Annotated in this window: 15 protein-coding genes; 4 read left to right on the top strand and 11 right to left on the bottom strand. The window is 60.9% G+C overall.

Going from position 1 to position 13839, the window contains the following annotated elements:
- Positions 1-31 precede the first annotated feature (31 nt).
- Positions 32-1270, top strand: coding sequence for an MFS transporter (locus IE166_RS02235; RefSeq protein WP_189501405.1), 1239 nt, complete (start codon positions 32-34; stop codon positions 1268-1270).
- 2 nt (positions 1271-1272) lie between these two features.
- Here the strand turns inward: IE166_RS02235 and recO are convergent, their stop codons facing one another.
- From recO to rpoZ, 8 genes are all read right to left on the bottom strand, one after another.
- Positions 1273-2028 carry a DNA repair protein RecO gene (recO, locus tag IE166_RS02230; protein ID WP_189501404.1) on the bottom strand — a complete coding sequence of 252 codons (756 nt, stop codon included), beginning with the start codon at positions 2026-2028 and terminating at the stop codon, positions 1273-1275.
- Positions 2029-2047: 19 nt separating this feature from the next.
- Complete coding sequence (gene era / locus IE166_RS02225) at positions 2048-2983, bottom strand: GTPase Era (protein ID WP_189501403.1); 936 nt, start codon at positions 2981-2983, stop codon at positions 2048-2050.
- Complete coding sequence (gene rnc / locus IE166_RS02220) at positions 2976-3698, bottom strand: ribonuclease III (RefSeq protein WP_189501402.1); 723 nt, start codon at positions 3696-3698, stop codon at positions 2976-2978. The genes era and rnc overlap by 8 nt, the downstream gene beginning before the upstream one ends.
- A gap of 1 nt (position 3699) precedes the next feature.
- Positions 3700-4449: a signal peptidase I gene (gene lepB / locus IE166_RS02215; protein WP_189501401.1), complete on the bottom strand. Its 750-nt coding sequence runs from the start codon at positions 4447-4449 to the stop codon at positions 3700-3702.
- Between the two features lie 109 nt (positions 4450-4558).
- Positions 4559-4957 carry a holo-ACP synthase gene (gene acpS, locus IE166_RS02210; protein ID WP_189501400.1) on the bottom strand — a complete coding sequence of 133 codons (399 nt, stop codon included), beginning with the start codon at positions 4955-4957 and terminating at the stop codon, positions 4559-4561.
- A 9-nt stretch (positions 4958-4966) separates the two neighbouring features.
- The gene (gene pyrE, locus IE166_RS02205; RefSeq protein ID WP_189501399.1) at positions 4967-5557 is read right to left on the bottom strand and encodes an orotate phosphoribosyltransferase; all 591 of its coding nucleotides are present in this window, start codon (positions 5555-5557) and stop codon (positions 4967-4969) included.
- Positions 5558-5579: 22 nt separating this feature from the next.
- Complete coding sequence (locus IE166_RS02200) at positions 5580-7799, bottom strand: RelA/SpoT family protein (protein ID WP_189501398.1); 2220 nt, start codon at positions 7797-7799, stop codon at positions 5580-5582.
- A gap of 114 nt (positions 7800-7913) precedes the next feature.
- Entirely contained in the window at positions 7914-8303 is a 390-nt protein-coding gene (gene rpoZ / locus IE166_RS02195) for a DNA-directed RNA polymerase subunit omega (protein WP_189501397.1), read from the bottom strand.
- Positions 8304-8509: 206 nt separating this feature from the next.
- Here rpoZ and IE166_RS02190 point away from each other — a divergent pair, with 206 nt between their 5' ends.
- The gene (locus tag IE166_RS02190) at positions 8510-9097 is read left to right on the top strand and encodes a LabA-like NYN domain-containing protein (protein WP_244641295.1); all 588 of its coding nucleotides are present in this window, start codon (positions 8510-8512) and stop codon (positions 9095-9097) included.
- Positions 9090-9758, top strand: a complete 669-nt coding sequence (locus IE166_RS02185; protein WP_244641294.1) for a uracil-DNA glycosylase — start codon at positions 9090-9092, stop codon at positions 9756-9758. Before IE166_RS02190 ends, IE166_RS02185 begins: the two co-directional genes overlap by 8 nt.
- Positions 9759-9760: 2 nt before the next feature.
- On the opposite strand, the gene IE166_RS02180 is transcribed toward IE166_RS02185, so the two are convergent.
- The 3 genes from IE166_RS02180 to dapA are packed head-to-tail and all read right to left on the bottom strand — an operon-like array spanning position 9761 to position 11525.
- The gene (locus IE166_RS02180; protein ID WP_189501395.1) at positions 9761-10141 is read right to left on the bottom strand and encodes an energy transducer TonB; all 381 of its coding nucleotides are present in this window, start codon (positions 10139-10141) and stop codon (positions 9761-9763) included.
- Complete coding sequence (smpB, locus tag IE166_RS02175) at positions 10141-10617, bottom strand: SsrA-binding protein SmpB (RefSeq protein WP_189501394.1); 477 nt, start codon at positions 10615-10617, stop codon at positions 10141-10143. Before smpB ends, IE166_RS02180 begins: the two co-directional genes overlap by 1 nt.
- Positions 10618-10643: 26 nt before the next feature.
- Entirely contained in the window at positions 10644-11525 is an 882-nt protein-coding gene (gene dapA / locus IE166_RS02170) for a 4-hydroxy-tetrahydrodipicolinate synthase (protein ID WP_189501393.1), read from the bottom strand.
- Positions 11526-11754: 229 nt separating this feature from the next.
- Between dapA and IE166_RS02165 the strand changes: the two genes are divergently transcribed.
- Positions 11755-13836 carry a lytic transglycosylase domain-containing protein gene (locus IE166_RS02165; RefSeq protein WP_189501392.1) on the top strand — a complete coding sequence of 694 codons (2082 nt, stop codon included), beginning with the start codon at positions 11755-11757 and terminating at the stop codon, positions 13834-13836.
- Positions 13837-13839 lie beyond the last annotated feature (3 nt).

Raw genomic sequence — 13839 nt, 5'->3', positions numbered from 1 at the left:
GTAGTTTGCCGTTTCCTTCGGAGCTCCGCCCATGTCCCGCGCCTCGGCTGTTCAAGCACAACAAGACAGCCTTCCCTGGCTGATCATCATCTGCGGCTGTCTGGTTGCTGCGCTGACCTTCGGGCCACGCTCGGCAATGGGCTTCTACCAGCTGCCTTTGTTGGCCGAGAAAGGCTGGGACCGCACCACGTTCAGCCTGGCCATGGCGCTGCAGAACCTGGCATGGGGCTTTGGAACGCCGATCTTCGGCGCGCTGGCAGACCGCTATGGCACGTGGCGCGTTCTAGCGCTGTCTGGAATCATCTACTGCGCGGGCCTCGTGATGATGGCGACCGCGACTTCCCCAGGCATGCTGCATCTGGGCGGCGGCATCATGGTTGGACTAGGCATTGCGTCGGGTTCCTTCGGCATCGTTCTGGCCGCGTTCGCGCGCAATGTGGCGCCTGAGCGACGCAGCTTCGTGTTCGGGCTGGGAACGGCCGCTGGCTCGGCCGGCATGTTCCTGTTTGCGCCGCTCAGCCAAGGGCTGATCGAAGCCTATGGCTGGTATCAATCGCTGCTGATCATGGCTGGCATGATGCTTCTGCTGCCCTTCATCGCCATTCCGTTGCGCGGCAACTCCAAGAGCGGACTGGCTCAGCAGGCGGTGTATGAGCAGACGATGGGCGCTGCGCTCAAGGAAGCGCTAGGGCACCGCTCCTATAATCTGCTGGTCGCCGGCTTCTTCGTTTGCGGTTTCCAGGTGGCTTTCATCACCGCGCACTTCCCGGCCTATATCGCCGATCTCGGCATCGACGCGCGCTATGCGGTTCTGGCTTTGGCGCTGATCGGCTTCTTCAACATTATCGGATCGCTCAGCGCCGGTGTGATCGCGCAGCGTTATTCCAAGCCGCACTTCCTGGCCTGGATCTATTTCGGGCGCTCAGTGCTGGTGACGGCCTTCCTGCTTTTGCCGCAAACGCCCGTATCGGTGATCGTCTTTGCGGTGCTGATGGGTCTGCTTTGGTTATCGACCGTGCCGCCGACAAATGGATTGGTCGCAATCATGTTCGGCACGCGGCACCTCGGACTGCTGGGGGGCATCGCCTTCTTCTCGCATCAGATCGGTTCGTTTCTCGGCGTTTGGCTTGGCGGCTATCTCTACGACCGCATCGGCAGCTACGATCCCGTCTGGTGGCTGGGTGTCGTGCTTGGCCTGTTTGCCGCCGTGATGCATTTGCCCATACGGGAAAAGCCTGTGGAGCGCCCTGCCCTCGCCGCAGCGGAGTAAGGTCAGACAGTGGGTGCCGTCGGCGCCTGCCGATCCAGCGCCTTCAACAAAGCGGCAAGGAAGCTCGCACGTGATTCGGGCGCGGTGATGCCGCGCGGCTCGTAGACATGCCGCGCCAGGAAATAGCCGCTGAGGCGGAAGGCGGCGCTGACCGCCTGAACGTCGCCGCTGATCTCGGCACCGCTTTTCAGGAACGGCGGCAGCGGCAGGAGTTTGTCGGCCCATGGTTCACCGGCTTCGGCCGAAATCGCACGGCCGGTTTTTGGCGAGACATAGGTGAGGTTGTCGCGTGTTCCGGTGGCACCGCATTGCAGCAGATCGAGGCCGAAGCCGAGTTCATCCAGCACCATGATCTCGAAGCGAGCAAGCAGCGCGCCGGCCACCGTCGCATCATTGAGGTGGGCGATGATCAGGCCCAGCGTCTCGTATAGACGGGCATGCGGATCGCGTTCCGGCAGAAGGCGCAGATGGGCGGCCAGCGTTTGCAGGCCGTGAACGGCAGTGGCGCTTTCCAGCAGCCGTGCAGCATTCTGTTCGATCGGTTCGACCTGGAAGGTGCCGAGCTGCTCATCGAGCCTGGCCCGCCAAGAAACGTCGACACGGTTGCCGGGTTGAAGAAACGGCCGCATGCGTCGCGAACGTCCGCCGCGCACCATGCCGAGATGGCGCCCGCGCCCACGCGTCATCACTTCAAGGATGACGCTGGTTTCGCCGTGCTTACGGGTTGCGAGGATGATGCCTTCGTCGCGCCATTCCATAAACGCGTGTGTGAGCTCCCTAGGACGGGAACTCAAGCCCCATCTCGCGATAGCGCTCGGGATCGTCGCCCCAGTTCTCGCGCACTTTCACGAACAGGAAGAGATGCACGGTCTGTTCCAGCATTTCGCCGATCTCGCGCCGAGCCGCCTGACCGATGGCCCGGATCGTTTCGCCCTTGTGGCCAAGCACGATCTTCTTCTGGCTGTCGCGCTCGACATAGATCACCTGCTCGATGCGAACCGAGCCGTCCGATTTTTCTTCCCACTTCTCCGTTTCGATCGTGGAGGAATAGGGAAGTTCCTGGTGCAGGCGCAGATACAGCTTTTCGCGGGTTACTTCGGCGGCCAGCTGTCGCATCGGCAGGTCCGAAATTTGATCTTCCGGATAATACCAGGGGCCAGCGGGCAGCGTTTCGGCGAGATAGTTCAGGAAGTCCTTGCAGCCGGAACCCGTCAGCGCCGAAATCATGAAGGTGCGGGTGAAGGCGACCTTCTCGTTGGCTTCCGCGGTCAGCTTCAACAGCGCTTCCGGGTTGACGCGATCGACCTTGTTCAAAAGCAGGATCTTGGGCTGCTGTACCTCGGCGAGGCTTTCCAGGATCGCCTGAGCATCGCCGCGAATGCCGCGTTCGGCATCGATCAGCAGAACGATCAGGTCGGCATCTTTGGCGCCGCGCCAAGCGGTCGTGACCATCGCGGTATCGAGGCGGCGACGTGGGCGGAAAATGCCGGGCGTGTCCACGAACACGATCTGCGCTTTGTCCTGCGTGACCACGCCGCGAACCATGGCCCGCGTCGTCTGCACCTTATGCGTAACGATCGAGACTTTGGAGCCGACGAGCTGATTCAGCAGCGTCGACTTGCCAGCGTTCGGCGCACCGATCAGTGCCACGAACCCAGAGCGGGTATCGGGCGTGGCCGACGCGTTGTCGGTCGAAGCTTCGGTCTCAGGCATTCACTGTTTCCTCGTCGGCCGCCCAAACAGCCTCACGGATCAGAACAGCGCGGGCAGCCGCCTGTTCCGCTTCACGCTTGGAGCGGCCGGTTCCTTGTTCTTCGGCGACACCGGCAATCGCCACCTTGACCACGAAAACGGGATCATGGTCCGGGCCGGTGCGGCTTGCAACGCTATAGCTCGGCGTGACGGCGCGGGTTTGATGCGCCCATTCCTGCAATTCGGTCTTGGCATCGCGCCGGGCTGACTGCGCCTTGGTCGCATGCTCCTTCCAGAAGGTGCGGATGAACGTCCGCGCCGGCTCGAAGCCGCCATCCAGATAGATCGCTGCGATCAGCGCTTCCATGACGTCGGAGCGCATGTTGACGCGCTTGCGACCGGTGACACCACGCAACTCACGCCCGGCCTTGATCCACTCGGACAATCCGATGTCTTCCGCGATCGCCGCCAGCGTTTCGGCATTGACCAGTGCGTTGAGCCGGACCGACATCTCGCCTTCGTTCGACGTCGGATAATCTGCGTAGAGCCAATCGGCGACGACCAGGCCAAGCACGCGATCGCCCAGAAATTCGAGCCGCTGATAGTCCGTGCCGCCAGCAGGCCGCGCGCTGGCATGCGTAAGCGCGCCTTCCAGCCTTGCCGGATCGTTGAACGTGTAGCCGATCCGGTCTTCCAGTGCCCTGCCTGTCGGCTCCCCTTGCTTTCGACGCGGCATACTATCGAACGGCGTTGAGGAGGCGCGAAGCGCGCAACTCGGTCGGCCATTTCCAGATTTCGAGCGGGCTAGCGCCATCGGCGATGGAGAAGAAGATGATGTTGGCGCGACCGACCAGATTTTCTTCCGGCACATAGCCGACCGTGAAGCGGCTGTCGGTAGAGTTGTCGCGATTGTCGCCCATCATGAAGTAATGCGCGGGCGGCACGACAAACTCACGGGTGTCATCGCCAACCGCGTTCGGAGACAGATCGAGCGTGTTGTAAGACACGCCGTTCGGCAGCGTTTCGCGATAGACGTCGACGGGTCGATTCTCTTCCGTGATGTCAGGATTGTTGATCTGACCGACCTGCTCGCGCGGAACCGCCTGATCGTTGATGTAGAGTACGCCGCGACGCACCTGGATGCGATCGCCCGGCAGGCCGATCACGCGCTTGATGTAGTCGAGCGCTGGGTTCGGCGGATATTTGAACACGACAACATCGCCGCGCTCCGGCTGCGAACCCCAGATCCGGCCCTCGAACAGGTTGGGGCTGAAGGGCAGCGAATGCTTGGAATAGCCGTAAGCCCACTTCGTCACGAAGAGGTAATCGCCTTCCAGCAGCGTCGGACGCATCGAACCCGAGGGGATCGAGAATGGCTGGAAGAACAGCGTCCGGATAATGAGAGCGAGGATCAGCGCCTGGGCGATCACATTGATGGTTTCACCAAAGCCGCCGCTTTTCTTGTCAGTCTTGTCTGCCACGCTCAATCCGTCTCCGGTCCGGCACTCGAGCATGAGCGCCGCAGGTCATTCTGCCATCTCTTATCCGCTAGAGTGATCGTGGGCAATGCAGGCGGCAAAGCGGCTTTAACGACGCTTATTCCGGCAAAGCCTCAATGATCACGAAGGCTTGAGCCAGCGGGTAATCGTCGGTGATCGTCAGATGCACCACCGCCCGGTGCTTTGCCGGCATCATCTGCGCAAGGCGATCCGCGGCACCGCCCGTCAGCTCCATCGTCGGCTTGCCGCCCGGCAGGTTCACGACACCCATGTCGCGCCAGAACACACCGCGTGAAAGCCCCGTACCCAGCGCCTTGGAACAGGCTTCCTTGGCCGCGAAGCGCTTGGCATAGGACGCCGCACGTTCCTTGCGCCGTTCAGACTTTGCTTGCTCGACCTTGGTGAAGACCCGCGCGCGAAAACGCTCGCCATGCCGGTCAAGCGTTTTTTCGATCCGCCTGATATCGATAAGATCGCTGCCAATGCCGATGATCATGGCGCGCTATCAGGCCGGCGCGTTGGTGTAGCGGCTGCCGGGCTTCACCGGCGGAATCTTGGCCAGTTCTTCAGGCATCAGATCCGGCGGATAGGCCGGCACTTCATATTGAGCGAGGGCCACCAGCGGCACGCCGACATCCGCCTTGCCGGCGGAGCGATCGATGATGCAGGCCGCGCCAAGAACGTTGGCACCGACTTTCACCATGGCCGTCACTGTCTCGCGAATCGACAAGCCGGTCGTAACGATATCCTCGACGATCACGATCCGCGCGCCCTCGTCGATGTCGAAGCGCTTCAGTCGGAACTCGCCGTTTTCGCGCTCGACCCAGATGGAGGGCACGCCGAGATGACGGGAGGTCTCGTAGGATGGAATGAGGCCGCCGATCGCCGGACCGACGACATAATCGATGCCATCCGGGAACTGCTCACGGATCTTCTCGGCCAGCGCCCGGCAGAGCTTTTCCGTCTTGTCGGCATGCATGAACACGCGTGCCTTCTGCAGAAAAATCGGGCTGCGCAAGCCGGAGGTCAGGATGAAGTGACCTTCGAGGATGGCACCAGCCTCGCGAAATACCTCAATCACTTCATCCGTGTCCATGGAGCCCCTCCAATCCTTATGATCAGCCATTGACGCGGCGTGCGTCACTAACGCTGGATGTATCCTTGAGTTGCGACAGCAACCGGTTGAGATGCTTAAGATCCCACACTTCCAGATCGATCAGCACCTCCGTAAAATCGGGTGCGGTGCTGACCATCGAGAGATTGTGGATGTTGGCATCGTTGGCCGCAATGACCCCGGCGATCTCTGCAAGCGAACCCGGCGCGTTGATCAGCGTGACCGAGATTCGGGCAGGAAAGCGCTCTGCGGTCGCCTCGTCGATATCCCAGCGCACATCGATCCATCGCTCCGGGTGATCATCGAAGGCGGTGAGCGAGGGCGACTGGATCGGGTAGATCGTGATGCCCTGCCCCGGCTCAAGAATGCCGACAATACGATCGCCGGGCACGGCACCTTCGGGCGCGAACTTTACCGGCAAGTCGCCCTGCACACCGCGAATCGGCAGCGCACCATCGGTTCTCGTTTTGCGCGAGGAAGAAGAACGGCCCGGAACCTGAAACAGCATGCCGGCAGCGTTGCGGATGTTGAACCAGCCTTCTTCGCGCTGACGCGGCACCGGCGGAACGCGCTCGTCCTTGTAGTCGGGAAACAGCGCCTTGATGACATATTGCGATGGCAACTCGCCGCGACCGACCGCTGCCAATACGTCGTCGATCTCTTTCTGCCCGAGACGATGCAGAACCGGCTTCAGCTTTTCCTTGGAAAAGGTCTTGCCGCTGCGGTCGAAGGCACGTTCCAGAATGCGGATGCCGAGACCGGAATATTGCTTGCGGATCGCGTTCTTGGTGGCGCGCCGGATCGCCGCGCGCGCCTTGCCCGTCACCACCATCGATTCCCACGCAGCAGGCGGAACCTGCGCCTTGGAGCGGATGATCTCGACCTCGTCACCGTTTTTCAGCTCGGTCATCAGCGGCATGACATGGCCGTTGACCTTCACGCCGACGCAGGTGTCTCCGACATCGGTGTGCACGGCATAAGCGAAGTCGATTGGCGTCGCGCCGCGCGGCAGGGCGATCAGCTTGCCCTTGGGCGTGAAGCAAAAGACCTGGTCCTGGAACAGCTCAAGCTTGGTATTTTCAAGGAAGTCTTCCGGGCTGTCGCCTTCCGCCAGCGCCTCGATCGTGCGCCGCAGCCAGGCATAAGCGTTGGTGTCCTTGGACACGCCGTGACCAGCCGGCGCCTTGGTCATGCCATCCTTGTAAAGGGCATGCGCGGCGACGCCATATTCGGCGATCTTGTTCATGTCGTCGGTACGGATCTGCAGCTCGATACGCTGCTTCGCCGGACCGACGATCGTGGTGTGGATCGAGCTGTAATCGTTCTGCTTGGGCGTCGAAATGTAGTCCTTGAACCGCCCCGGCACCATCGACCAGGTCGTGTGGATCAGGCCGAGCACGCGATAACAATCTTCCACGCTTCCTACGAGCACGCGGAAACCGAAGATGTCGGACAGCTGCTCGAAGGACAGCGCCTTGGTTTCCATCTTGCGGAAAACCGACCACGCCTTTTTCTGGCGGCTTTTCACGCTGGCCGTGATGCCGAAGCGCGCAAACAGCTCCGACAGCAGCTTTTCGATGTCGGTCAACGTCGTCTTGTTGCGCTCGAAGATGTCGGCCAGGCGGTGGGTGACAGTTTCGAAGGCTTCCGGATTGATGTGGCGGAAGGCGAGTTCTTCGAGCTCTTCGCGCACGCCCTGCATACCCATGCGGCCGGCCAGCGGCGCATAGATATCCATGGTTTCTTCCGCGATCCGCAGGCGCTTTTCCGGAGCCATGTGATCGAGGGTCCGCATATTGTGCATGCGGTCGGCGAGCTTCACGAGGAGAACGCGCACGTCCTGCGCAATCGCCAGCAGGAGCTTGCGCAGATTCTCTGCCTGCTCCGCCTTCTTGGAAACGAGATCGAGCTTCTTGAGCTTGGTCAGGCCTTCGACGAGGCGGCCTAGATCCTGGCCGAACAGCGCGTCGATTTCCTGGCGCGTCGCCGACGTGTCTTCGATCGTGTCATGCAGCAATGCGACGGCGATCGTCGCCTCGTCCATATGCATGTCGGTGAGGATGGCCGCTACTTCGAGCGGGTGCGAGAAGTATGGATCGCCCGAAGCACGCTTCTGGTGGCCATGCTTCTGCATGGCATAAACATAGGCCTTATTGAGCAGCGCTTCGTTGACGTCAGGCTTGTAGCGCTGGACGCGCTCGACAAGCTCATACTGACGCATCATGGGCGGAAGCTCCAAAGCCGAACAAGAAAAGGGGTACCGCCGCCGAACTGCGCCGATACCCCTCAAGTAGCATCAAATCGCCCTCATGAAAGAGGCGGCGATTGAACCAAGCAATCAGAAATCGTCGCTTTTTTCCGGAGCTACGAGACCCTCGATGCCAGCGATCAGATCTTCTTCCGTCATGCGGTCGAAGGTGATGTTTTCTTCTTCGACGTCGTCAGCCGGGGCATTGGCGTTGGCTTCGACCTGACCGGCATCGGCTTCCGGCTCATCGACTTCCACATGCTTCTGTAGCGAGTGGATCAAATCCTCCTTGAGATCGCCTGGCGACAGTTTCTCGTCGGCGATTTCGCGCAGAGCCACGACCGGGTTCTTGTCGTTGTCGCGATCGACAGTAATCGGCGCACCCTGCGAAATAAGGCGGGCGCGATGACCGGCAAGCAGAACCAGCTCGAAGCGGTTGTTCACCTTGTCGATGCAATCTTCAACGGTTACGCGGGCCATGAATGCCCCTTTCCTATCGATGGATGTCGGAATTTGAGGCGTGCTTAGCCGGAAAAGGCGGAAAAAACAAGGCAAAGTGCCGCGCTTCGCAATCATCGCTTTTCGGCAGAAATGTGATTACGGCTTGATCATAGTGCAACGCTTTTTCGTGCCGTCAGTTTCTTCAAGATGTTTCGACTTTGAATTTTCGTAGAAGGACTTTTCCAATGTTCGACCCGCGCGAAAAGATCGCTTTGTTCATCGACGGAGCCAACCTCTACGCCACGTCGCGTTCCCTCGGCTTCGACATTGATTACCGCAAGCTGCTCGCCAATTTTCAGAAGCGCGGCTACCTCCTGCGGGCCTACTATTACACGGCGCTGGTCGAGGATCAGGAGTATTCCTCGATCCGCCCGCTGATCGACTGGCTCGACTATAACGGCTACCGCGTCGTCACCAAGCCAGCCAAGGAATTTACCGACGCCACCGGCCGCCGCAAGGTGAAGGGCAACATGGATATCGAGCTCGCGATCGATGCGCTTGAGCTCGCCGATGTTGTCGACCACTACGTGATCTTTTCAGGCGACGGCGACTTCCGTACGCTGGTGGAAGCACTGCAGCGTCGCGGCCGAAAGGTCAGTGTGGTTTCTACCATGTCCTCGCAGCCGCCGATGATTTCCGATGAGCTGCGTCGTCAGGCTGATCATTTCATCGACCTTCAAACCTTGCGCGCTGAGGTGGGGCGTGATCCTTCCGAGCGGCCGGTTCGTCGCCCAGATCCGGTTGAGCTTGAACCGGAAGACGATCTTGTCTGATGCCATCCGGCGGCCGGAGCCTTCGCCCGACTGCAATTTCTGCCCTCGCCTGCACGACTTCATCGCCAGTTGGCGCCAGCGCGAACCAAGCTGGTTCAACGCGCCGGTTCCCCCTTTCCTACCGGTTGAGGGAATAGCGTCGGCCAAGCTGCTGATCATCGGCCTGGCACCTGGGGTGCGCGGCGCAAACCGCACAGGCCGGCCTTTTACGGGCGATTATGCCGGTGATCTGCTTTACAGCACGCTGCTGAAGTTTGGCTTTGCCACCGGCCAGTTCGAAGCACGGCCCGATGATAGTCTCCAGCTGGTGGACACAGCGATCGTCAATGCCGTTCGCTGCGTGCCGCCGGAAAACAAGCCGACGCCGGAAGAAATCCGCACCTGCCGGCAATTTCTTACGCCGATGTTTGATCAACCCGAATCGTTGCGCGTGGTTGTGACGCTGGGCTCCATCGCACACCAGTCGACGATTCGCGCCTATGGTCTGAAGATCAAGGATTACCCGTTCAAGCACGGGCTGCCGGCTGATGTGCCGGGTGGGCCAACGATCATCTCGAGCTACCACTGCTCGCGCTACAACACGAACACAGGCGTGCTGACCACGCCCATGTTCCATGACGTGTTCAGGCTCGCCCGTAGCGTGATCGATTCGGCAGGCTGAGCTTATTGCGCCGGTGCTGCCGGCGGCACCGGCTCGGTATATTCGAGCCGCAGCGGCAGTTGGTAAGTGGCCTCTGCGACATAACCGTTGAGCAAGATTGGCGGCAGATCGCCGAGCGCTGCCAGGATCGCCTTCTGCGCGTCCTGAGACAGGATCGAATGCACGATCTTCGGCTTGCCGACCTTGCCTTCTGGATCAAGCCGAAACTCGACCGTCACATTGCTGGGCGAAGCGTCACGTGCAACCGCGATAACGCGCTCGTCAGCCCGCACCGTCATCAGATGCTGGTGCAAGCGCTGCGCGAATTCCGCATCTGTTTCGGCGGCATGGGCCGGCAGCATCGCCGCAGTCAGAAAGGCCAGCCCTAGCAGAAGTCGTTTCATCAACCACGGTCCTTCATGAGCCGCGCCTTTTCGCGGCCCCAATCCCGCTGCTTTGCGGCTTCGCGCTTGTCATGCAGCTTGCGGCCACGCGCAACGGCGAGCTGCAGCTTCGCCCTGCCGCGATCGTTGAAATAGATCTTCAACGGCACCAGCGTCATGCCTTCACGCTCGATGCTTTGCGACAGGCGAGCCATTTCGCGCTTGTTCAACAAGAGCTTGCGCCGTCGGCGCGGCTCGTGATTGAAGCGGTTCGCCTGCAAATATTCCGGCAGATAAGAGTTGATCAGCCAGATTTCGCCGCCTTCCACCGACGCGTAGGATTCGCCGATCGTGGCATGCCCTTCGCGCAGCGATTTGATCTCGGTGCCCGTGAGAACGAGCCCGGCCTCCAGCGTATCGAGAACCTCATAGGAAAAGCGCGCCTTGCGGTTCTCGGCTGCGATCTTGTTGTTGGGGTCGTGCTTCTTCTGGCTCATGGCGGGTAAGTAGGGCCGAAGCCGCCTTAATTCATCAGGCCGGCATGCTTCAAAGCAGCATCGATCTTCTCGGCCGTGCTGTTTTCAATCGTCACAAGCGGGGAGCGCACGACGTTTTCGATCTTGCCGAGACGCGACAAGGCATACTTCGTGCCGGAAACGCCCGGCTCGATGAAGATCGCCTTATGCAGCGGCATCAAGCGATCCTGCAGCTCGCGGGCGCGCTCCATGTCATTGGCCCGGCATGCTTCCTGGAACTCCGAGCAGAGCCGCGGCGCGACATTGGACGTGACCGAGATCGCACCAACGCCGCCATGCGCGTTGAACCCGAGAGCGGATGCGTCTTCACCCGAAAGCTGGATGAAGTCCTTGCCGCAGGTGATGCGCTGTTCCGAAACGCGCTCGATCTTGCCGGTCGCGTCCTTCACACCGACGATGTTCTTGAAGTCATGCGCCAACTGCCCCATCGTTTCCGGCGTCATGTCGATCACCGATCGTCCTGGGATGTTGTAGATCAAGATCGGCAGTGAAGTCGCTTCGGCAACCGCCTTGAAGTGGGCATATAACCCGCGCTGCGGCGGCTTGTTGTAGTAGGGCGTCACGACCAGAACGGCGTCGGCCCCGACGCTTTCCGCAAACTGCGCCAGTTCGACGGCTTCACGCGTGTTGTTGGACCCCGCCCCCGCAATGACAGGCACCTTGCCCTTCGCGACTGCGACACAGGCCTTCACGACCTGGCGATGCTCTTCATGCGAGAGAGTCGGCGTTTCGCCCGTTGTGCCCACCGGCACGACACCATGCGTGCCTTCGGCTATCTGCCAGGCAACGAAATCCTGAAAGGCTTTCTCGTCGAAGCGACCATCCTGTGCGAACGGGGTCACGAGCGCCGTAATCGAGCCTCTCAACATCTTCCTGCTCCAAACAAAGGCAAGCCCGCTAACAAGCGGCGGGCGCGAGGACTTCTAGACGATTGCATCGGCCGGCACCATAGTCTTGACACGGAGCTCGTTCACCCCGGCTGGAGACAAGACAGAACCGGAAAGGACGGGGATGTTTACGCTCTCTTCATCCTGCGTGCTTACTTCTAGCTAACCCTCACCACCCCTGTTTCTCGTCTGGTTCTGGGAAATCAATGACATGAAGCCTCGTTCGCTCCTGCCTTTGGCCTTTACCGGCGTCCTGCTCGCCACGCTCCCGGCTTTCCAGCCTGCGCATGCGCTCGACCTTTTCAAGACGCCCAAGCCTACCAGCCGACCGGGTGTCAATGCCTTTGTCGACACAAAGATCAAGACGGGTTCGCTGACCTCCAACGTCGATCTGTCGGGCAAGCTCGAGCGCGGCGGCAGCGTGACCGTGCTGAAGAGCGGGCTGGATGCGATTTCGTCCAAGAACATTCCGCGCGCCCGCACTGTTCGCGACAGCCTGCCTTCCAATTCGCTGGACCGGCACATCCTCGCCTGGGCAATCGCCTTGTCGGCTGATCCGGGTGTCGGCAGTGACGAGATCGCTAATTCCGCGGCAATGCTACCGAACTGGCCGGGCATGGCTGCTCTGCGCCGCAACAGCGAACGGGCACTCGCTCGTGAAAAGCCGGCTCCACAGATCGTGGTCAACGCCTTTGGTGGTACGCCGCCGCTAACCAAGGACGGCACCTTGCTGCTGACGCGCGCCCATGTTGCGCTGGGCGACGCCAAAGGTGCACGTGCCGTGCTGGCACCTTATTGGCGATCTGAAAAGCTGGAAGCCGCCGACGAACAGGCGATCATCCGCGAATTTGGCAAGATCCTGACGACTTCAGACCATCGCGCTCGCATGGAGCAGATGCTCTATAACGAACGCGTCTCGTCCGCTGAGCGCGTCGCCGGCTTGAGCGGCGCGCCGGCTTTGTTCAAGGCTTGGTCTGCCGTGATCAAGAAAGACGGCAGCGCGACGCGCTTGCTGGAATCCGTTCCTGCCGCACAGCGCGAGACCGGCTTCTATTACGCACAGGCACTGAGCCTGCGCCGTGCGGAAAAGTACACGCTGGCGGCAGCTGCAATGCTGCGTGCACCTAAAGACCGTGCCGCGCTGGTCGACCCGGATGCATGGTGGATCGAGCGGCGGGTTTTGTCGCGCGAGTTGCTCGACCTCGGCAAGCCCGACCTCGCCTACCGTGTCGCCGCTGCTCACTCGGCCGAAAGTGCATCGAGTGCCGCCGATGCGGAGTTCCATGCCGGCTGGTACGCTCTGCGCAGCCTAGGCGACCCGAAGACTGCGGCGGCCCATTTCGCGCGCATCGCAAAAATTTCCAGCACGCCGATCTCGTTGTCGCGCGCTTACTACTGGCTGGGACGCGCGGCGGAAGCTGGCGGGCCTGGCAGCGCGCAGACCTATTACCAGCAGTCCGCGCGGTACGGCGCGACCTATTACGGACAGCTGGCATCCGCCAAGCTTGGCCGTCACACGATTACAGCTGACTACCCCTCGCCTACCCTGACCGATCGTCAGAACTTTGCCGGTCGCGAAGCCGTTCAGGCCATTCAGCGGCTGGAAGCAGCTGGCCATGCCTGGCGTGCCGATGGTCTTTATCGCGATCTCGCCGAACAGCTGACCAGCCCAGGCGAGTTGGCATTGCTGGCTGTGCAAGCGGAAAAGCGCGGCAACCATTATCTGGCTCTGCGTGTCGGCAAGATCGCTGGACAGCGGGGCCTCGACATCGGCTCCCTCGCCCATCCAACTGGCGCGATTCCGGCTTCTGCAAAGATGTCGACTGCCGGCAAGGCTTTGGCTTACGCGATCGCGCGGCAGGAGAGTGAGTTCAATGCCAGCGCTGTTTCCGGTGCCGGCGCCCGCGGTCTTTTGCAGCTTCTTCCCGGCACGGCCAAAGAGATGGCCCGCAAGAGCGGCCTTGCGTACTCCGCCGATCGTCTCACAACGGATGCGGGATACAACGCAACGCTTGGCGCGGCCTATCTCGCGACTCAACTCGATCGATTCGACGGCTCCTATGTGATGACGTTCGCGGGCTACAATGCCGGCCCTTCTCGCGCTGCCGAGTGGGCGAAGCGCTATGGTGATCCGCGCGGCCAGAACATCGACATGGTCGTGGATTGGGTAGAGCGCATTCCCTACACCGAAACGCGCAACTATGTGCAGCGCGTTATGGAAAACTACCAGATCTACAAGATGCGGCTTGCCGGCTCGATGGACATCGCCGGCGATCTCTCACGCGGCCGCTAAAGC

Origin of the sequence: Tianweitania populi, assembly GCF_014652875.1 — a bacterium.
GTDB lineage: Bacteria > Pseudomonadota > Alphaproteobacteria > Rhizobiales > Rhizobiaceae > Tianweitania > Tianweitania populi.
This window is presented reverse-complemented; position numbering and strand designations above follow the sequence as displayed.